A 21,020-nucleotide genomic window follows, 5' to 3' on the forward strand; every position below is an offset into this window, starting at 1 on the left:
TTATCCAATGCAAGGAATCAGTCGACGCGAATAGCGAGCTATTTAAGGAGACTTATGACGCAGCATTGGATAAAAATACAAGAATGAAATCCGATAACGATTTAATCAGCGCTTCCCTAATTTCTCAGTCCCCGTTTCCTTCATTTTTCAGCACGTCCACCGCCTTTTGAAGTACATTATCCGACGAAAAACTGAAGGGATGACCGGTCTGCTCCACAGGAATATCCGGTACGATTCCTTTCTTGTCAATAATTCTTCCGGCGGCAGTGCGGTATTCTGCGATGGATATTTTCAGGGCTTCACTGTTTCCATCAGGATAAACGGCCTGTACCGTTCCCTTGCCATAGCTGGTTTCCCCTATGATGGTTCCTTCTTTTTTATCCTGCACAGCTCCTGCCAGGATTTCAGAAGCACTGGCGCTGTTCTTATCAATGAGGACAGCCATGGGCATGGGGTTATCAATGCCTTTGATGGTAAAATTTTCAGTGCCCTGATGCATGGTATGGTAGCTGACCACCGTGCCGCCTGTCAGTATCTGGTCTGCCACAGCCACCACGGAATCAATCATGCCGCCTGGGTTCATGCGAAGATCAATAATCAGTTTTTCACAGCCCTGGTCCTTCAGGGTAGAAAGCTGCTTTTTAAATTCATCCGGCGTATGCCTGCTGAAGGTGAAAATATGGATATATCCGATATTTCCCTCCACCATCCGACTGAGCACGGTGGGCAGGCTTACGTTGGAACGGTTCACCGTAAAAGTCAAGGGCTTTCCGTTTCTGGAAATGGCAAGATTTACTTCTGTTCCATTTTCCCCACGCACCGCCTGGGCAGTACCGGTAAGACCCAGCTCATCCACAGAGGTGCCGTCAACGGACAGAATGGTATCACCGCTTTGAATGCCAGCCTTTTCAGCCGCACTTCCTTCAAAAACGTTGAAAATACGGATGGAACCGTTTCCATCCAATCCCATGACCACGCCGATGCCCCCATATTCTCCATTGGTTGTTTCCATGAAAGAATTGAAGGTATCACCGGCAAGAACGGTGGAATAAGGATCTCCCAGACTGGCGAGCATCCCCTTTGACGCTCCCTGCCAGAGTGCATTTTCATCGATGGGACGAAAATAGTTATCTTTAACTATCCGATAGCTATGGAGGAAATGGTAAAAGCCGCCGGGATGGCCTCCGGTAAGCCAGTATACCCCGCCGAAAAGTGCAGCGCTGCTCAAAAGAGCGGTCCCGCCAATATAGGAAAGGCCCATTTTCCAATGGGCCTTAAGGAAAGATTTCCATTCTTCACTCATTACAGATACCCCATGGGGTTCACAGGAGAACCATTCACGTCCACTTCAAAATGACAGTGGGGGCCGGTAGAATTACCGGTAGAACCGGCATAGGCAATCACTGAGCCCTTGGATACGGACTGGCCTTCGGAAACGGCAAGAGACTGGTTATGACCGTAAAGGGTGGAAACGCCGCCGCCATGGTCGATGATGACTGCGTTTCCGTAGCCCGAAATCCAGCCGGAATAAACTACGACGCCGCTGTCAGCTGCATGAATCGGCGTGCCGTAGTCTACGCCGATATCAATGCCTGCATGGAAGATGGTGGTACCGAAGATCGGATGAGTGCGATAACCGAAGGGCGATGTAATGGGGCCGCTGCAGGGCCATCCCATGGCGCCGGTTCCCTGCACATAGTTATCGTCACTGCCGCCGCCTCCCTCATCAGAGGAAGCCTGCTGGGCTGCCTGGCGAGCCGCTTCTGCTGCTGCCAGACGCTGCTGGATAAGGTTTCTAACAGAGGCCAGCTGTGCATTGAGGTCCTGTTCCATCTGGGCAGCTGCTGCCTTATTGCTCTTGGCCGCATCCAGCACTTTCTGCTGTTCTGCTTTCTTGGCAGCGATTTCCTTCTGGGTCTTTTCCGCTTCTGCCGCCAGGGCATCCAGCTGCCTTTTATCTTCTTCCAGCTGCGCTTTCTTGGCTTCAATCGCCGCTTTCTGCTTCTGGATTTCAAGGATAAGATTGTAATCAGACCGGATAACCCGCTTTAAAAGCTCTACCCGGTTGGCAAAATCGCTGAAGCTGTTGGCTCCCAGAATAACTTCCAGATAGTTCAGCTGTCCGTGCATGTAAATGGCACGAACCCGTCGGTTCAATACATTCTGCCTTGTTTTCAGATAGGCTTCCATCTTTACGATTTCATTCTGGGTCTGTACAATCTGCGCGTTGATTTCAGCCTGCCGGCTTCGAATACTCTGGAGTCTTGCATTGGCTGCATCCAGGTCGGCCTGGATTTGTTTCAGCTTGGCACTCACATCCTCAATGACCTGCTGCCAGTTTTCCTGCTCCAGACGGGAGGAATCAATCTGGCCCTGCAGGTCCTGCACCTGGTCGTCCAAATCATCGGCATAGGAAGGCACGTGCATGGCCTGTCCACCTAAGAGGATGGAAAGAGCCAGAAGCGATGCCATATAGGTTGATTTTTTCATAGGCAGTTACACTTTCATATACTTGCGAAGTGAAATGGTGCTGCCCAGGATGCCGATGATGATGCCTGCTGCCAGCAGCATGACCGTAATATAGCCGATAAATGGCCAGAGGGCAATCATGGGAATGAAGACAAGCCCGGCCTGGGTCATTTCCATGAGCACCACCTTATAGCCTTCCCACAGGATAAAAGCGGCAATGCCGGAACCGAGGAAACCGATAATCATGCCTTCAAAAATGAAGGGCCAGCGGATAAAGCCGTTGGTGGCGCCTACATATTTCATAATCTGGATTTCACGACGGCGGGCAAATACGGTGAGACGAATGGTATTGGAAATAATGAAAAGCTCTGCTCCCGCCAGGAATACGATGAGGATAATGCCTCCGATGCGGATGACCTGGGCCACCTTGTAGAGCTGTTCAATAATATCCTGCCCATACTGGACAGAGTCCACTTCCTGATACTTGGTTACAATGTTCACCGCATTTTTCAGAGACGCCGGTGTTGAGAAGGATGTGGAATAGGAGGAAGGCAGCGGATTGCCGTTAATGGCATCCAGAATTCCCTGCTGGTCTCCCAGACGTTGTTTGAATTCTGCCATGGCCTGGTCTTTATTGGTAAATTTGATTTCCTTCAAATCCGGAAGGGCCTTCAGTTTCTTCCCCACCGCCATGACCTGGTCCGTATTAAGGCCGTCCTTCAGGTATACCGTCATTTCCACCTGGTTTTCCAGGTAGGTAGCCATATGGTTGATATTCAGCACGGCACAGAGGAATACGCCAAGAATAAACATGGAAAGGGTGACCGTAAGTACCGAAGCCACCGCCATAAATTTGTTTCTGAAGAGGGAATAGAAGGTCTCTTTCCAGAAGTAGCCAAGAGAACTAAACATGTAAATGGTATCCCCCTTTTTCCTGGTCTGCAATGATACGGCCGTCCTCAATATTTATGACTCGTTTATGCATGGCATTGACCAGATCCTTGTTATGGGTCACCATGATGATGGTGGTTCCCATGTGGTTGATTTCATTAAAAAGCTTCATAATTTCTTCGGACGTCACCGGGTCCAGATTCCCCGTCGGTTCGTCGGCAATGAGAAGGATGGGCTGGTTCACAAGAGCCCTGGCAATAGCCACGCGCTGCTGTTCACCGCCGGACAGTTTGGACGGCAGTTCCTTAGCCTTATTACGCAGGCCCACCAGGTCCAGCACTCGGTTCACCCTTTCCTTGATTTCCCTGCCCTTGGCACCGGTTACGCGGAGAACAAAGGCAATATTGTCAAAAACCGTTTTTTCAGAGAGAAGACGGAAATCCTGGAATACGATGCCCAGAGTTCTTCTATAGTAAGGAACCTTGCTTCTTTTCAGTTTCGTAATATTGATTCCATTGACAACCACAGTGCCGGACTCCGGAATCAGTTCATGGGTCAGCACCTTTACAAAGGTAGACTTGCCGGCACCGCTGGGGCCTACCACAAATACAAACTCTCCCTTGTCGATATGAATGCTCATATCCTTCAGGGCAGTATGTTTAGCATCATATTGTAATGACACATGGTCAAATGTAATCATCCAAGCCTCACTTCCTGCTGATCAGATGCAGAGCAGAGGAAACAAGATGCTCTGCAGTGAGTCCATATACTTCCAGTAATTCATCAGCCTTGCCGGACTGGCCGAAGGTATCCTCCGTACCGACCATGTCCATAAGGCAGGGTTTCTTCAGTGCAAGAACTTCTGCCACTGCACCGCCCAGGCCGCCTTTGACGGTATGTTCTTCGGCAGTCACAATGGCACCGGTTTCTTCAGCCGCTTTCACAATAGCTTCTTCATCAATTGGTTTAATGGAGCTCATATTAATAACCCTGGCGGAAATCCCCTGCTTTTCCAGGTTTTCTGCTGCCTGAAGTGCTTTGGCAGTCATAATGCCGCAGGCAATGAAGGTCACATCTTTCCCGTCTTTCAGGGTCGTGCTCTTTCCGGGGACAAAGGGTTTATCTTCCGGCATAATGTCTTCACATTTAGCACGGCCCATGCGGATGTATACCGGTCCCTGATAGGAAGCGGCCCATTTCACTGCCGCCTTTGTTTCTGCAGCATCTGCAGGAACGATGACCGTCATGTTGGGCAGGGCCCGCATGAGGGTAATATCTTCCAGCATCTGGTGAGTAGCGCCGTCTTCCCCTACCGTCAATCCCGCATGGGTGACTGCCACTTTGACATTAAGCTTTGGATAGCAGATGGAATTCCTGATCTGTTCATAAGCCCTGCCTGCACCGAATACAGCAAAGGTAGAGGCAAAGGGAATCTTGCCTGCTGCTGCCAGGCCCGCTGCCACGCCCATCATATTGGCTTCTGCAATGCCTGTATCAAAGAAACGGTCCGGATAAGCCTTGGCAAAAACCTGGGTTTTGGTGGATGCAGACAAATCAGCGTCCAAAACAACGATATTCGGATTCTCTGCTCCCAGTTCCTTCATAGCTTCGCCATATGCATCACGAGTTGCTTTACCCATCATTCTGCCTCCACCTGTTTAATAAATCTTTCACATTCTTCTTCCGTAGGAGCCTTGCCGTGCCAGCCTACCTGATTTTCAATTTCAGGAACGCCCTTTCCTTTAACTGTCTTCATGACAATCATGGTGGGCATTCCTTTCACCGTCTTCGCTTCTTCAATGGCGTCATGAATCTTTTCCACATCATGGCCCTCTGTTTCAATCACATGCCAGCCGAAGGCTTTGAACTTCTCACCGATAGGGAGGGAGGACATGACTTCCGTGATGGGACCGTCTATCTGAAGACCATTGTTATCAACAAAGGCGGTTAGATGGTCCAATTTGTAATGGGCCGCATACATGGCTGCTTCCCAAACCTGTCCTTCTTCCAGTTCACCGTCGCCAAGAACGGCATACACCCGCCAGTCAGCATGGTCCATTTTACTGGCAAGAGCCATGCCGCAGGCTGCGCTGATGCCCTGTCCAAGAGAACCGGTGGTCATATCCACGCCGGGGGTATGCTTCATATCCGGATGGCCCTGGAGCATATGGCCAGCCTGGCGGAGATGATTCAATTCGTCCTTCGGGAAATAACCTTTTTCAGCAAGACATGCATACATGGCCGGCGCTGCATGGCCCTTGGAAAGCACAAGGCGGTCACGGTCTTCCTTATGGGGATTTGCGGGATCCACATTCATTTCCTTGAAATAAAGAAGTGTCAGGAGATCTGCAATGGACAGGGAGCCTCCGGTGTGGCCGGAATTGGCCTTTGTAATCATTTTCAAAATATCAATACGAATCTGTTTTGCTTTGTCCTTAAGAAAAGCAGTCTCTTCAGTAGAAAGATGACTCATGGGTTTTCCTCCTTATGAGTAACAAGACTTTTTAAAATCTGGACATTCTCACAGGCCCGCTCACGAAGAGCGTCCACTTTCTCCCAGTCCTTCTCATCCAGACCGGAAGAAAGGATTCTACACGTATCATTATACAACTTCTCCCCGTCCATGTGCTGAACAGATGTGGAAGCTTTCTGGCCGATGAGAGACAGAAAATTGTCTATTTTGGGATCATAGGAAATTCCAAGGAAAGGCACATGCATGAGAGCAGAAAAAATAAGGGCATGAAGGCGCATCCCCAGAAGAATATCCATATTCCCGATAATGGACATCAGTTCCTCTATGGAATAATCGTCATTCAGGAAAAAAATCCGGTCATCGCCGCATCCCATGGCTTCCGCCGCATTTTCATCTTCAGGGAACTGCATGGGAATGCAGATAATCACAGCATCCTCTTCCTCAGCCAGCCGGTGAACTGTCTTTTTAAGCTGTTCCATCCACTCACGGGAATTATGCCAGTATCGGATGGCCAGTCCTATTTTCTTCTTTCCCTCCGGTATCCTCTTTTCCTTAAGAATCTTCCGCCCTATGGAAAGGTCGGATGGAGAAAGAGAAAGCACCGCATCGGCGGTGGTATAAATTTTACGGCGCACGCCAAGGCGCTCAAGGAACCCCTTTGATTCCTTATCCCGTACAGTGATAGCATCCACATGGTTGAGCACATGCCTCAGGATGATGCGAATCACGCGGTAGCGTACAGGACCTATTCCTTGGGAATAGAGAAAAACCTGCTTTCTGAACAGAACTCCCAAAGTAATGATGGAAAGGTAGTAAATCATGCTTTTCCAGCTGGTCACATCCTGCAGCAGGCTGCCTCCGCCGCTGATAATCAGGTCCGAGGCAAAGATGGACCGGCAGATGCCGGAAATAGAAAATCTTGGTACCGTATGGACACCAAAGGACTCTGCCGTAGATTTGGGATTTCCGGAAATGACAGTAATGTCGGGAGAATCGAAAGTCCCTTGGAGTGCCTGAAGGATGGCAGAAAGCATGGCTTCATCACCGGCATTATTGAAGCCGTAATAACCGGAAATGACGATTTTATAATTTGCCATATCTTTCTCCAAAAAATTTGGTCAACCGCACCAGAATCATAACCCCAATCAGGGCAGCAATCATGGAAAGACTGCCGGCCAGAAGTCCGTTAAGTCCACGGATAAGGCTCAGGAAATAGGGACTTCTCATGTGGGCAAAGGTTTCAACCATAGAACCCTGGCCGATAGTGACTGCCACAATGAGGAAATAATGGAGAATCTGCGGCCATTTGCGGTAAAGAGCCGTCATAGCCAGAAGAACGGCAGGATGGCCGAAAAGGAATTCCTTTTCCCTGGGCCTTGCATACATTACATTTTCAAGGAAACGGCGGAGAGCAATTTCAAAGCCCGGTACCGGTGCCCCGTTATTTCCGCTCCTGCCAATGAAAACATAGCCCACCACTGCCAGAAGACCAAGGCCCACCAAAAGGCCGAGGCGAATCTGTACACTGCAGAATTTCTTAACAAAATTGATGAAATCCCTGTCGGAAGAAACGGTCTTTCCAAAGAAAGGAAATTTCTGGATATAAACGATGGAAATCAGGATAAGCGGAAGAAGGAAAGTCGCCTTGACACCCCGGAATATCTGCATTTCCAAAAGGAAACGGATATCTCCCAGAAGTCCGCTCACAAAGGCGGCACCTGCCAAAGAAAGAATGCCGCATACCCAGAGGATAAGGAGGGATTCCAGGAAAAGTTTCCCCCATCCCACTTCTGCAAAGGCCTTGTCCTTTCTTTTAAGGCAGTAATCAAGGAACAGACTAACCACTACCACCGGCGTACATACGGCGGCACCAAGGGCCAGAAGCTGAATGACCATTACCGAATGAAGTCCCCAGAAAAGCCCCTGGGTCACTGCCAGTCCAAGGATTTCAAGGGCCCACACATACTTTATGAGAGGTGGGAAAAGAAGCAGCGCCGTTAATACCACAAGGGAAAGGGCGCCCACCATGGCAAGGCTCCTTAAAACGGATGAGGGGAAATAGGATTCCATGACGGAAGCCTTTCCTACTGTGAAGCCGTGCCCTTCCAGACGGGAAGAAACGTCAGCAATGTAGGAAGCATTTGTTTCAGACAGGGACATGCCATTCAGGGGGAACTTGAAGGACGGGAATAGGTTCATACGGATATTCCGTTCAATATCGGAAATATAGAAACGGGAAGCCGCTTCCTTCGGATCCAGCTTGGTAAGCTCATCCTTGGACATAGCATAGAGACGGACTATCTGGTAATCAGAAAGGACTGCCATTTCAAGATTACCGGACTGTTTTTCAAAGCCCAGCTGGTTCTGCGCTTCAATGAGAGCAATGGGAATATGACGGCGGCTGAGTTCCTGGGACAGATATTTCACATACTCCTTATAGCCAAGCACTTCCTTTCCCTGGAAGATGATGGCACTCACCTTATCGGAGGAGTCCAGCTTTTTCAGGAAGAGGTCCACATAATCCTTTGTCACGTGAGCTTCATTTCCAGGGCGCAGCACCACATAGAATCCGTGAGAAGCTGCATCTTTCACGGTTTCAGCGAAAATACCAAGATTCATCTGCATGAATTTGTTATAAACCGCATTGACTTCCAGGGTTTCCACGCCGTTAACTTCAAAGGACCGCACATCATCCCTGTCCATAAGAAGTGAAAGGTATTCTTTTGTTTCTTTGAAATAGGCATCGCCTTTGGCAGTCATCACCGGCTGAATGTAGATCTTGGAATCGGAAATGCCCTGTGCCGAGGGATTTCTGAATGCAAACTCACTGCCCCGGTAAATACGGAGATAATCGTGGTTCACCAGCTTTTCCGGTGTTTCGTCATACACAGCCAGAGAAGTGACTCCGCTTTTCCTGTACAGCGAAAACAGCTCATCCGTTGATTTCTTTTCAACTGACGCGCTGTCAATAATATTGTAATAATCATATACATTTTCAACAGCAGTAGCAGATGATTCTACATGGCTCCGCTGCAGGGATATCATCCCTGCAGCGATTACGCCGATGAAAATCAGGACTGCCAGCACTTTAAAGGCACTGCTCTGTATGGCCCTCATTCTATCCATCCTTTTATTTTGCTTTGGCTTTAAATTTGTTCATTTTCAGGAAACCTTCAATGAACGGGTCAATGTCACCGTCCATGACGCCCTGGATATTGCCTGTTTCCACTCCTGTGCGGTTATCCTTTACCAATGTATAGGGCTGGAATACGTAGGACCGTATCTGGCTGCCCCATTCAATGGCCTGCTGGTCGCCTTCCAGCGCGCTTACTTCCTGCTCATGCTTCTTCATTTCAAATTCATAAAGCTTGGCACGGAGAAGACGGAGGCACTGTTCCTTATTCTGGAACTGGGAGCGTTCATTCTGGCAGGCTGCCACAATGCCGGTGGGAATATGGGTCATGCGGACAGCAGAGCTTGTCTTGTTGATATGCTGGCCGCCGGCACCGCTGGAGCGGTAGTAGTCCACCCGCACATCGTCCATGTTAAGGTCCACCTGCACGTCATCATCAATTTCCGGCATCACATCTACGGCGGAGAAGGATGTATGACGGCGTTTTGCCGCATCGAATGGAGAAATACGCACCAGGCGGTGCACCCCTTTTTCCGATTTCAGGAAGCCATAGGCATACTTCCCCTTCACCATGTATTCTGCACTCTTAATGCCCGCTTCATCGCCCGGAAGCATATTCAGCTCTTCCAGCTCAAATCCTTCCGCCTCTGCCCATTTCATGTACATGCGAATCAGCATTTCCGTCCAGTCCTGGGCTTCTGTGCCGCCGGCACCGGCATGGAAGGTAAGGATGGCATTATTCTCATCATATTTGCCGGACAGAAGGAGTTCAATTTCCTTCTTATCCATGATTTCCTTCACTTCATTGAGCTCTTTGGCAATTTCCGGCTCCATGGACTGGTCATCCTCTTCGATGGCCAAATCCAGGATATCCTTCAATCCTTCTGCCCTATCAAAAAGTTTGGTATAGGTCTCATAGGCATCCTTTGCTTCCGTGGCTTCCTGGGAAATTTTGCGGGCCTTGTCCGCATCATCCCAGAAGCTGGGATCACTCATCTGAACGTCGTAACTTCTAATACGTTCCTTCAGCTGAGGTAAGTCAAAGTGAATCCCTTATTTCTTTTTCGTGATTCAGCAGTTCTGTTAAAGTTTTTTTCAAATCTTCCAGCATCTGGATAATCATCTCGCTTTCTTTGTAAAAAGGTTCTTATCAAAATTTATGAAATCATAAACTCAGTCATTAGACGGGTTTTCATCTACATAATGGGCGGTAGCCCCCTTCAGATGGTCTTCAGCCTTCGGCGCTTCCGGAGCCTGCTGCGGTTCCTCCGGGTCTGTGGTGAAGCGGATCTGGATATGGTAGAGATAGAGTACGATGGTCTCCATCATGGCCTGCTGCATTTCTTCGAAAATATCATAGGCCTCCACCTTGTATTCCACAATGGGGTTTCTCTGTCCGTAGGAACGAAGTCCGATGCCTTCCTTCAGCATATCCATGTCATCCAGATGTTCCATCCACTTGGAGTCCACCACCTTCAGCATCACTGCCTTTTCCAGTTCACGCATCATGGCGGAGCCGATGGACTTTTCCCTGGATTCATAGGTTTCATGGGCGCAGGTCTTGAGCTTATCCTCCACTTCCTCGCGGCTCATATCCTCGATGTCTTCCAGTTTGATTTCACCGGGAGCCAGGAAATACTTTTCACTGTATTTCAAAAGTCCCGCAAAATCCCATTCTTCCGGATAGAGCTTTGGATCCGCATAGGTTTCCATGCCCTTTTCGATGATGGTATCCACCATGCGGAGGACCTGGTCCTTCATGTTTTCCCCTTCCAGAATTCGACGGCGCTGTTCATAAACCACTTTTCTCTGCTGGTTCATGACATCGTCATATTCAAGGACATACTTACGGATATCAAAGTTTCTGGCCTCTACCCTCTTCTGCGCTTTCTGGATGGCGTTGGAAACCATGCGGCTGTTGATAGGTTCATCCTCATCAAGGCCCATCTTTTCCATGAACTTTTTAATATTATCGCCGCCGAAAATGCGGAGCAGGTCATCTTCCAGGGAAAGGAAGAACTGGCTGGAGCCCGGATCTCCCTGACGGCCGGCACGGCCGCGGAGCTGGTTGTCGATACGGCGGCTCTCATGCCGTTCCGTACCGATAATGGCAAGTCCGCCCAGTTCAGCAACCCCTTCTCCCAGCTGGATATCGGTGCCGCGGCCGGCCATGTTGGTGGCAATGGTCACAGCACCCTTCTGTCCTGCCAGGGCAACGATGGCAGCTTCCTTCTCATGGTATTTCGCATTCAGCACGGAATGAGGAATCTTGGCTGCATCAAGCATGTGGGACAGCTCTTCCGACTGTTCAATGGAGGTAGTACCGATAAGCATGGGCTGACCAGTAGCATGGCGGCGCTGCACTTCCTTTACTACAGCGCGGTACTTGCCCCGTTTTGTCTTGAATACCACATCCGGCAGGTCTTTACGCTGGATAGGCTTATTGGTAGGAATCTGGATGACCGGAAGACCGTAAATCTTGATAAATTCCTGCTCTTCCGTCTTTGCGGTACCGGTCATGCCGGCCAGCTTGTCATACATTCTGAAGTAGTTCTGGAAGGTGATGGTGGCGAGAGTCTGGCTTTCGCGCTGTACTTCCAGACCTTCCTTTGCTTCAATAGCCTGGTGAAGACCGTCGGAATAGCGGCGGCCATACATGAGGCGGCCGGTGAATTCATCTACAATGACAACTTCCCCGTCCTTCACGACGTAGTCCTTATCCCTCTGCATCATGGTCTGGGCACGGAGGGCCTGCACGAAGAGGTGGTTCAGCTCCAGATTTTCCGCATCATAGAGGTTTTCCACATGAAGCATTTTTTCCATCTTGGCAACCCCTGCTTCCGTAGGTGCCACGGTCTTCTGCTTTTCATCAATGGTGTAGTCTTCATCCTTTTTCAGATGAGGCACCAGCTTGGCCATGACGTAGTAATTATCCGTGGATTTCTGCCCCGGTCCGGAAATAATAAGCGGCGTGCGGGCTTCATCAATGAGGATGGAGTCCACTTCATCGATGAGGCAGTAATGAAGGGGACGCTGTACCATCTGGTCCAGGGAGGTGACCATGTTATCACGGAGGTAGTCAAAGCCGAATTCGTTATTCGTTCCGTAAGTAATATCTGAATTATAGGCAATCTTTCTCTGCTGGAAATCCAAATCATGGACAATGAGGCCTACCGACAGACCCAAAAATTTATAAACCTGTCCCATCCATTCGCTGTCGCGCTTTGCCAGATAATCATTCACCGTAATGACATGGACGCCCTTCCCTTCCAAAGCATTCAGGTAAACCGGAGCCGTAGCCACCAGGGTTTTACCTTCGCCGGTGCACATTTCCGCAATATTTCCGCGGTGAAGCACAATGCCGCCGATAAGCTGCACATCGAAATGACGCATGCCCAGTACACGGCGGGACGCTTCACGGACCACCGCAAAGGCTTCAGGAAGAATATCATCCAGCGTTTCCCCCTTGGCAAGGCGGGCCTTGAATTCATTGGTCTTATTAGCCAGAGAGGAATCACTCAGCTTCTTCAGCCCATCTTCCAGAGGATTGATCTGCTGTTCTACGATTTTACGAATCTTCTTTACTTCCTTTTCATTGGATCCGTTAAACAGCCTGTCAAAAAACTTATCAAACATGGAAACAACTCCTTATACAATCAGTATTCCATTTCTCAAATTCCAATGCTTTACACATCTAGTTTATTTTATCAAACTAAGGCGGTATAGTCAAAAAAAGAGCGGAAAATTCCGCTCTTTTTCGTGAAATTTCAGATTTTTCCCTTACTTGTCTGCATCAATGAGACCATATTTGCCGTCATCCCGGCGGTAAACCACAGCCATGGCTTCCGTTTCGGAATTGAAGAACATGAAGAAGCTGTGTCCCAGAAGGTTCATCTGAAGGACCGCTTCCTCCGGAGACATGGGGCTGATGTTGAAATGCTTTGTCTTCACGATTTCAAATTCAGCATCCGGTGCAGGCGCTGCTTCCTTCTCCATAACAAACTGGTGGCTCAGGGTATTTCTTTCCTTAAACCGTTTAGCCAGACGGGTCTTATACTTGTGAATCTGACGTTCCACCTTGTCGAACACCAGATCAATGGATTTGTACATATCATCAGACTTTTCGACGCCCCTGAGAATGATGCCGTCAACAAAGACAGTAACCTCACAGGTTTTCGTCATATTCGAAATGCGAAGCAGGACATTAATCTTAATGGGCTTATCAAAGTATCTCTGAATCTTGCCTGTGTGTTTTTCTACATAGGAATGCAGTGCGTCAGTAATTTCCAGATTTTTTCCTCTAACAGTTAATTCCATATTGAAATCCCCCTTTCTTGAATAAGCGGAATGCTTATCCTTCTATAATCATTATACTATATTTCCACTAATAATCAATCCTCTCTATCTATATAAATTAGATATCATTAAAAAGTTTTATCAGTTTGTGAAAACGATAGAAATAATTAAATGTAAAAGGAAGAAATGCGAAAGCAGGAATCTCATGAAACCATTGAAAAAAGGGTAAAGCCTGTGCTTTACCCTAAATTCAGATTCAGAAACTTACGCTATATGAGCTTCAGTAAGTGATCAGCCTTCAACTTTAACGTTAGCAGCCTGAGGTCCTCTTGCACCATCAATGATTTCAAAATCAACCTTCTGGCCTTCATTCAGTGTTTTGAAGCCATCAGCCTGGATAGCGGAGAAATGAACGAATACGTCGCCGCCTTCCTCTCTTTCAATAAAGCCGTAGCCTTTTTCTGCACTGAACCACTTAACTGTACCTTTCATGGAAATTCCTCCTAAAAAAATTACTACATTGCCCTTATTGGGCATAGATTTACAATACCATAAAACATTAATTCCGTCAACCGAAATGTAAAAAAGAGTACGAAAAATGGGATGGTTTTGGGCATCCCGTTTCGATAGGACGATTATACATAACTGCATAAATATACAGTCTTATATCTGCATCAGAGAACCTGGGAAAGGAAGAGCTTCGTTCTGTCTTCCTTCGTATGATTAAATACCTCATCCGGCGTCCCCTGTTCCACAATGACACCGCCGTCAATGAAAAGGACGCGGTCCCCCACTTCACGGGCAAATCCCATTTCATGGGTAACCACCACCATGGTCATGCCTTCTTCTGCCACTTCCTTCATGACGTCCAGAACTTCATGGACCATTTCAGGGTCCAAAGCAGAGGTAGGTTCATCAAAAAGAAGGGCCTTCGGCTTCATGGCCAAAGCTCTGGCTATGGCCACGCGCTGCTGCTGTCCACCGGAAAGCTGGGCCGGCTTATAGTCCGCCTTGTCTTCCAGTCCCACCTTCTGCAGAAGATGCATACCGCGGTCATAGGCTTCCTTTTTGCTGATTTTACGAACCTTCATCGGTGCCAGCATAAGGTTCTGGATAACAGTCATATGGGGGAAAAGGTTGAACCGCTGGAATACCATACCCACTTCTGTTCTCACTTCATTGATATTCTTCTCTCCGTTCACAGGCATGCCGTCAAAGAATACGGTGCCGCTGGTAGGTTTTTCCAGCCCGTTGATGCAGCGGAGCAGTGTACTTTTACCGGAACCGGAGGGGCCGATAATAACAACCACTTCCTTTTCCTTTACCTTTACGCTGATATCCTTCAGAACGGTGAGATCACCGAATTTCTTTCCTACATGATTGATTTCGATTAAATATTTCTTGTCCGCCATAATTATCTCTTTTCCAGCCATGCTACTACACGGGAAATTGCCAGTGTCATAATGAGGTACAGCACTGCCACGGTGGTCCAGATTTCAAAGGACCCGTAGGTCTGGGCAATGATGAGCTGTCCCCTTCTTGTCAGTTCCTCAAAACCAATGACTGATACCAGGGAAGAATCCTTCAGCATAGCAATAAACTCATTGCCCAAAGGCGGAAGAATGTTGCGCACTGCCTGTGGAAGGATGACATAGTACATGGTCTGCCACCAGGTGAGGCCCAGGGATCTGCCTGCTTCCATCTGTCCCACGTCAATGGCCTGGATACCGGCCCTGAAAATTTCAGATACATAGGCGCCGCTGTTGATACCACAGGCTGCAACGGCTGCGGCGAATGGTTCCACCCGATGCCCTGTCACAATGGGGAGCGCGAAATAGATGAGGAAAATCTGCACCAGAAGCGGTGTGCCTCGAATGCAGTCCGCATAAACGGTGGCAATAATCCTAAGGATTTTAACCTGGCAGATACGGGCAATCCCTACAAAAAGGCCAATCAAAAAACCTATGGCTACGCTGACTGCGGTGATTTCTATGGTTACACCGGCCCCAACCAGCAGCATAGGCAGTGCATGTTCAATGAGTTCAAAATTCATCGGGTGACTCCTTATTCCATCTTCGTCAATACAGTATACTTTCGGACAATACCTGTATAAGTATACCTATTTATATATCGTCCGTCAATAGAGCGGGAAATAAATGGCAGATAACTTTTGGCCCCTGTGCAGAAAAAGACATTCTGAAGCAGCAAAAAAACGGCCGTGGAGACCGTTTTTAACTGCCTGTATGGAAATATCCTACGTATATCAGACTGACATGATTCCGTTGTGATCAAAATCAAGAACCAGATACCTTGATGTCATATGGGCCGCTGCAAATCCGTTCACCATGGCAATGCCCACCTTTTCCGCCAGTTCTGCCGGTGCAAAGGCAATAATGGTAGGGCCGGAACCGGAAATGGTGGCACCGTAGGCCCCTGCCCTTTCCGCATTTCTGATGACGTCGGAGGCACCGGGAATAAGGCCAAGTCTGTAGGGCACATGGATGACATCATCCAGCCCCAGCTTCAGGTATTCCGGCTTCTGGTACATGAAAGCAGCCATGAGGAAAGAAACGGCACCGATGTTATGGACTGCATCGCTCCTAGGATAGGTCTTGGGCAGGACGGCCCTGGCTTTTTCCGTATGAAGTTCAAAGTCCGGGATGGTAACAACTGCTTTCCAGTGGGAAGGAATGTCGATGCGCTCGGCTGTTACATTTCCGTTTTTCAGAAGGGCCATGCAGAAGCCGCCCAGTATGGCAGGTGCCGCATTATCGGGGTGTCCTTCCATTTCAGCGGTAATATCAAGGATTTCCTTGCGGTTGAAGGGTTCTCCCATGAGCATATTGGCAAGAAATACGCCGGAAGCAATGGCGGCGGAAGAGGAGCCAAGCCCCCTTGCAAACGGAATACGGTTGATAAGATACATCTTTCCACCGGGCACCGTTTTACCGGCTCTTTTAGCTGTCTCATCCATGGCTTTGATAATCATGTTGTCAAGGCCCGATGTAATCTGGCCGGCCCCTTCCCCTTCCGCGGAAATTTCCGTTTCCAGAAGAGCTTTTCCTTCCGTCGGCACGAACTGCACCACATTGTACAGGCCAAGGGACATGCCCAGGGTATCGAAACCGCTTCCGATGTTGGCGGTGGTGGCAGGCACCCTTACGATGTATGTCTTATTTTCTGTCATCTTCCATAACCCTCACGATATTGGCGACCTTACGCATGCAGGGCAGCACCTGCAGTGCCTTTTCCACATGGATAATATTTTCCCGGGGTGTTTTTTCCGTAATAATCATGAGCTCAGCTGCGTCTTCAATGCGGCTCTTCTGCACCACTTCCTTAATGCTGATTTCGTTATCCGCATAGGCAGAGGCAATCTGGGAAAGTACGCCGGTCACATCGTCCACAATGAGTCGGAAATAATAGGAATTTTCCAGTTTCAGGGAGGAGTAGAAAGGAATACGCTTCGTTTCCGTAAGCATCATGCCGGTTCCTGTGGAATGGTTCATAATATGCTTGGCCGTGCTGATGACATCCCCCATAACCGCACTGGCTGTGGGAAGGGAGCCAGCGCCTTTGCCGTAGAACATGACGTCGTCCACAATATTTCCTGTCACATAAATGGCATTGTAGGAGCCTTTGACGGAGGCCAAAGGATGGCTCCTGGGGACGAAGGCAGGATATACATTGAGGGCAATGCCGTTTTCCTGACGGATGGCCACAGCCAGGAGTTTGATGGTATAACCCATTTCACTGGCATACTGCACATCGTTCTGGGAAATTTTTTCAATGCCTTCCACCAGCACATCATCAAAGGTCACATTGGCATGGAAGCCGATGGACGCCAGGATGGCCAGTTTTCGGGCAGCATCATAACCTGCCACGTCATTGGTGGGATCCGCTTCGGCATATCCCTTTTTCTGGGCCACCCTGAGGGCATCGCCATAGCTTACGCCGGCATCATCCATATTGGAAAGGATGAAATTGGTGGTACCGTTCACAATGCCCACAATGCTTTCAATTTCGTTAGCTGCCAGGGAATCATGAAGCGGTCTTAAAATAGGAATGCCGCCGCCTACACTGGCTTCACAACTGAAGTTTACATGGTTTTCCATGGCGGTGTGCATGATTTCCGGTCCAAAAAGGGCCACCAGGTCCTTGTTGGCGCTGACCACATTGATATGGTGGTTCAGTGCTTCAAAGATATACTCCTTTGCCGGATGGATGCCGCCCATGACTTCAATGATGATATCGATGGAATCATCGGCTATGATGTCATCAAAGGAGGATGTAAGATGAATGCCTTCCAGAAGGTCCATATTTTGATACTTTTCAGGATGACGGACAAGTACATGGCTGATGGTGAAACGGCATCCTATGGAGTCTTCCATAATTTTCCCGTTTTTACGAATGGTTTCAGCCACACCGCTGCCTACTGTGCCAAATCCAAGGAGTGCTACATTGATATTTTTCATTTAAATTCTCCTCCTAATTTCATGGTCAACGACTGGATTCCTTTCATTTCTTTCAAGGCTTCATACAGGGATTCAATATCATCGGCCGATTCTTTCGTCTTCAGGGTAATGACAGAGGAATACAGCTTATCGGATATTTTTGTCCGGTTTACAGACAGGACTTCGTGCTCTTCCCTGGCAATGCGCCGAAGGATTCTTCCAAACACCGCCATATCGTCCTGCATGATTATAAATAATACTACAATCCGGTCCTCCTTGTCATCATCTGCTGATGCCACATGGTCTTTATATTTATAATAGGCACTCCGGCTCATATTGACCTTATGGACAGCTTCGTTAATGGAAGTGCAGGAACCATCCCCCAGTAATTCTTTCACCCGGATGGTCTTCTTAATTGCTTCCGGCAGGATTGAGAAATCCACCAGATAAAATTGTTGTTCTTTTTTCATATAAGCCACTCCTCAGCCTGCAATGGACAGCATTCAAAATAAAGAAAGAGAAGTGCCCGGTATTTTAGCTTTCCTGTAAGTTCCTATAGGAAATGAGCTGTATCTTCCTTTCTTCCAAAACCTTCCGCACGCTGGCGGAGGTCAAACTTTTCAATTCTTCTTCCCCTTCATAGCCCCAGTGGAATGTTTCTTCCATGGCTTCTCTATCGGCTGAAGGATGGCACATAAATTCCGTTACCCCATCTTCTACCCTTCCCAGGATAAAAATCATGCGGTTTTCATAGAAATGACCGCCGTACATCATCCCCCAGAAATGGTCATTGGTTCGTATGCCCGCCTTTTTCAGCGCCTTTCTGTGACTTCTGGCCATCAGGGAAAGGCCGTTCTTGGCGGCAAAACGGAAAAGACCACCCGGCGTGGGACTGAACCCGAACAGAACCTTTTCATCAGGCACCCGCATACAGGGAATATGATATTTCTTTGCAAGGGTCAGGGTAATCGGGAAGAAATGGTTCCACATGTGCATGTGCTGATGTCCGTCTATGTGGGTCACCGGAAGTCCGGTATCCAGGATTTTCCGAATCTGGGCATCCCATTCACGGTACACGTCATCCATGCGGATACGTCCCTTTAAATCTCGCTGGATGAGATCCATATAATTGCTGCACAGGCGGCCGCCCTCCCAGGTAAGGGACGGCACCTCTTCCGGTGGAAGAACGGTTTCCAGTCCCCCCACCAGGGTCAGATGGATACCGATTCCGACACCCTTCATGTCTCCTGCCAGTTTCACCGCTTCATCAAAAGCACGGCCTCCTGCCATAAGGGAAGTACTTGTCAGAATGCCTGACTCAAAGCCCCGGCAGACGGCGCGGTTCACCGCTTCATGGATACCAAAATCATCGGCATTTACAATCAATTTTTTAGCCATAATCAACCTATAACCTCTTATGGAAGAAATGTTTTCATTATCGGGGGGATAAACGGCAGGAAAACGACGTTTCCATTTTCAAAACAAGGCATCCCCTGCGAAAAATCGTCATCCATTGATGAAATGAAACAGAATCACCGCAGATGCAATGGACACATTCAGTGATTCCACATGGCCAGGCAGAGGGATATACAAATTCTCATCGGTCAGGGAAAGAATGTCTTCCCGAATACCATTTCCTTCATTGCCGAAGATAAAAACAGCCTGGTCCAAAGCGCCGATTTCCTTATAAGGTCTGGCATTTTTCAAAGCTGTTCCGTAAAAAGGAAGACCCGACGCCTCTTTCCATTCATTCAGGAAAGGAATATCTGCGTGTTCATAAACAGGCAGCCTTAGAATGCTGCCCATGGAACTGCGGACCACCTTTTCTGCATATATGTCGGTGCATCCCTCTGTGAGAATGAGTCCCTTCACTCCTGCTGCGGCGCAGGTGCGAAGGATGGTGCCCATATTTCCCGGGTCCTGCACAGAGTCAAGAACCACATAGTACCCCTTCAGGGGATGCAGGAGCTCCGACAAATCATGCTGCTGCTTCCTGCAGAGAAGAAGGATTCCCTGGCCGTGTTCAGTGCCGGAAATCAGATTCATCATTTCCTCATCCACCGAAAGGAAAAGCCAGTGAAGTCTTTCACCTTCTACAGTAATCTTCTCCAGCACATCATCAGAAAAACGGCCATCCTCCACAAAACAGATGCAGTCCTTCACCTGCTGCTCAAGCACATCCGTCGTGCCGCGAAAACCTTCCAGCAGGAAAAGGCCCTCCTTATCTCTCCACTTTCTCTGCTTCAGACGGAGAGCACATTTAATCCACCGGTTGCTCCGGCTGGTAATATGTTCCATGATGATCCTCTATATCCGATTCCAATACTTCTAAAGCCTTCTGTAAAACCTTTTCCACCGGAATGGTATCCATGCGGCATTCCTTCGTACCGGGATGGTCCGCCATAATCACATGACTGTCCGGATTGCCGTAGGGGCCGCTTCTATCAGGAAGGGTAGGCCCGAAAAGGGCAATAATCGGTGTATGCACCGCATTGGCAATGTGAAGAGGCCCTGTATCACTTGAAATATGAAGGGACGCCAGCCTTTCAAGGGCAGCCAGCTGAAGCAGGTTAGTCCTGCCCATAAGATTCACCGTACAGGGAGACGGAGACATGTCTTTAATCCGGTTTCCCATGTCCATTTCCCCTGCCGTGCCGGAAATGACATTATAAATGCCATGATCCGAAAGAGCAGCCGCCAGCTCTCCCCAGTAGGAAATGGGCCACTTCTTTGCCTCTCCCCTGGTTCCCGGCACCAGGACCACATAGGGACCACTGATGCCTTCCTTCTTAAGAAGAGCCTTCACCTGGGAAAGCTCTTCTTTATAATCATGAATAGGAAATTCAATTTCCCGGACATCACAGCCAAGGTAGCGCATCACATCCAGGAGCTGTTCAATAATATGTCCCTTTTTATGGGGGCCTGCAATAGGACGGCTGGCAAGGAAGCTTCCTTCCCTTCCGTCCTGGTAGCCGATTCGCTCGCTGCAGCCGGAAAGAAAGGAAATAATTCCGCTCTTTGCAATCATCTGCAGATCAATGACCAGGTCAAAATGACGGGACTTGAGGTCCCGATGCACTTTCCTCAGGTAAGAAATCTGGCGGATACGCTTCCTGTCAACCAGGTAGATTTCGTCAATCCAGGGTTTGCCGGGAAGAATACCTGCAAAGGCCGGATGTACCGCCCAGGTAATCCGGGCCTTGGGATATGCCTTCCTCAACACATAGAGGGAAGGCAGGGCATGAATAATATCGCCCAGGGAACTCATTTTTATAATCAGAATATTTTTATAGTCTTTTTTCAT

At 48.6% G+C, this 21,020-nt stretch carries 20 protein-coding genes; all 20 read right to left on the reverse strand.

Annotation, left to right across the window (positions count from 1 at the left end; translation table 11 throughout):
- Positions 1-124: 124 nt before the first annotated feature.
- Positions 125-1,303, reverse strand: a complete 1,179-nt coding sequence (locus QZQ29_RS00340) for a S41 family peptidase (protein ID WP_296958350.1) — start codon at positions 1,301-1,303, stop codon at positions 125-127.
- Entirely contained in the window at positions 1,303-2,490 is a 1,188-nt protein-coding gene (locus tag QZQ29_RS00345) for a murein hydrolase activator EnvC (protein ID WP_296958354.1), read from the reverse strand. The genes QZQ29_RS00340 and QZQ29_RS00345 overlap by 1 nt, the downstream gene beginning before the upstream one ends.
- 6 nt (positions 2,491-2,496) lie before the next feature.
- Positions 2,497-3,381, reverse strand: a complete 885-nt coding sequence (gene ftsX / locus QZQ29_RS00350; RefSeq protein WP_296958358.1) for a permease-like cell division protein FtsX — start codon at positions 3,379-3,381, stop codon at positions 2,497-2,499.
- The gene (gene ftsE, locus QZQ29_RS00355) at positions 3,374-4,060 is read right to left on the reverse strand and encodes a cell division ATP-binding protein FtsE (RefSeq protein WP_296958361.1); all 687 of its coding nucleotides are present in this window, start codon (positions 4,058-4,060) and stop codon (positions 3,374-3,376) included. Before ftsE ends, ftsX begins: the two co-directional genes overlap by 8 nt.
- 7 nt (positions 4,061-4,067) lie before the next feature.
- Positions 4,068-5,000: a transketolase family protein gene (locus QZQ29_RS00360; protein WP_296958459.1), complete on the reverse strand. Its 933-nt coding sequence runs from the start codon at positions 4,998-5,000 to the stop codon at positions 4,068-4,070.
- Positions 5,000-5,833 (reverse strand): transketolase, encoded by an 834-nt coding sequence (locus QZQ29_RS00365; RefSeq protein ID WP_296958364.1) that lies wholly within the window; start codon positions 5,831-5,833, stop codon positions 5,000-5,002. Before QZQ29_RS00365 ends, QZQ29_RS00360 begins: the two co-directional genes overlap by 1 nt.
- Entirely contained in the window at positions 5,830-6,930 is a 1,101-nt protein-coding gene (csaB, locus tag QZQ29_RS00370; RefSeq protein WP_296958368.1) for a polysaccharide pyruvyl transferase CsaB, read from the reverse strand. Before csaB ends, QZQ29_RS00365 begins: the two co-directional genes overlap by 4 nt.
- Complete coding sequence (locus QZQ29_RS00375; protein WP_296958370.1) at positions 6,917-8,950, reverse strand: DUF5693 family protein; 2,034 nt, start codon at positions 8,948-8,950, stop codon at positions 6,917-6,919. The genes csaB and QZQ29_RS00375 overlap by 14 nt, the downstream gene beginning before the upstream one ends.
- 13 nt (positions 8,951-8,963) lie before the next feature.
- Positions 8,964-10,077 (reverse strand): peptide chain release factor 2 gene (prfB, locus tag QZQ29_RS00380; RefSeq protein WP_365950699.1). Its coding sequence is split into 2 segments (ribosomal slippage): positions 8,964-10,007 and positions 10,009-10,077, totalling 1,113 coding nucleotides; the frame shifts between segments, so codons are not numbered across the junction.
- 62 nt (positions 10,078-10,139) lie between these two features.
- Positions 10,140-12,602: a preprotein translocase subunit SecA gene (gene secA / locus QZQ29_RS00385; protein WP_296958373.1), complete on the reverse strand. Its 2,463-nt coding sequence runs from the start codon at positions 12,600-12,602 to the stop codon at positions 10,140-10,142.
- 144 nt (positions 12,603-12,746) lie between these two features.
- Positions 12,747-13,283: a ribosome-associated translation inhibitor RaiA gene (gene raiA / locus QZQ29_RS00390; protein WP_296958377.1), complete on the reverse strand. Its 537-nt coding sequence runs from the start codon at positions 13,281-13,283 to the stop codon at positions 12,747-12,749.
- Positions 13,284-13,553: 270 nt separating this feature from the next.
- The gene (locus tag QZQ29_RS00395) at positions 13,554-13,760 is read right to left on the reverse strand and encodes a cold-shock protein (protein WP_269479184.1); all 207 of its coding nucleotides are present in this window, start codon (positions 13,758-13,760) and stop codon (positions 13,554-13,556) included.
- A 176-nt stretch (positions 13,761-13,936) separates the two neighbouring features.
- Complete coding sequence (locus tag QZQ29_RS00400) at positions 13,937-14,674, reverse strand: amino acid ABC transporter ATP-binding protein (protein WP_296958379.1); 738 nt, start codon at positions 14,672-14,674, stop codon at positions 13,937-13,939.
- Positions 14,675-14,676: 2 nt separating this feature from the next.
- Complete coding sequence (locus QZQ29_RS00405; RefSeq protein ID WP_296958382.1) at positions 14,677-15,315, reverse strand: amino acid ABC transporter permease; 639 nt, start codon at positions 15,313-15,315, stop codon at positions 14,677-14,679.
- A 210-nt stretch (positions 15,316-15,525) separates the two neighbouring features.
- Complete coding sequence (thrB, locus tag QZQ29_RS00410) at positions 15,526-16,449, reverse strand: homoserine kinase (protein ID WP_296958385.1); 924 nt, start codon at positions 16,447-16,449, stop codon at positions 15,526-15,528.
- Positions 16,436-17,737 carry a homoserine dehydrogenase gene (locus tag QZQ29_RS00415; protein ID WP_296958387.1) on the reverse strand — a complete coding sequence of 434 codons (1,302 nt, stop codon included), beginning with the start codon at positions 17,735-17,737 and terminating at the stop codon, positions 16,436-16,438. The genes thrB and QZQ29_RS00415 overlap by 14 nt, the downstream gene beginning before the upstream one ends.
- Positions 17,734-18,186: an amino acid-binding protein gene (locus QZQ29_RS00420; protein WP_296958390.1), complete on the reverse strand. Its 453-nt coding sequence runs from the start codon at positions 18,184-18,186 to the stop codon at positions 17,734-17,736. Before QZQ29_RS00420 ends, QZQ29_RS00415 begins: the two co-directional genes overlap by 4 nt.
- A 64-nt stretch (positions 18,187-18,250) precedes the next feature.
- Positions 18,251-19,114: a ChbG/HpnK family deacetylase gene (locus QZQ29_RS00425; RefSeq protein WP_296958466.1), complete on the reverse strand. Its 864-nt coding sequence runs from the start codon at positions 19,112-19,114 to the stop codon at positions 18,251-18,253.
- 108 nt (positions 19,115-19,222) lie between these two features.
- The gene (locus QZQ29_RS00430; RefSeq protein WP_296958393.1) at positions 19,223-20,014 is read right to left on the reverse strand and encodes an RNA methyltransferase; all 792 of its coding nucleotides are present in this window, start codon (positions 20,012-20,014) and stop codon (positions 19,223-19,225) included.
- Positions 19,977-21,020 carry a glycosyltransferase family 9 protein gene (locus tag QZQ29_RS00435; protein WP_296958398.1) on the reverse strand — a complete coding sequence of 348 codons (1,044 nt, stop codon included), beginning with the start codon at positions 21,018-21,020 and terminating at the stop codon, positions 19,977-19,979. The genes QZQ29_RS00430 and QZQ29_RS00435 overlap by 38 nt, the downstream gene beginning before the upstream one ends.

Source organism: uncultured Dialister sp. (assembly GCF_900538805.1).
GTDB lineage: Bacteria > Bacillota > Negativicutes > Veillonellales > Dialisteraceae > Dialister.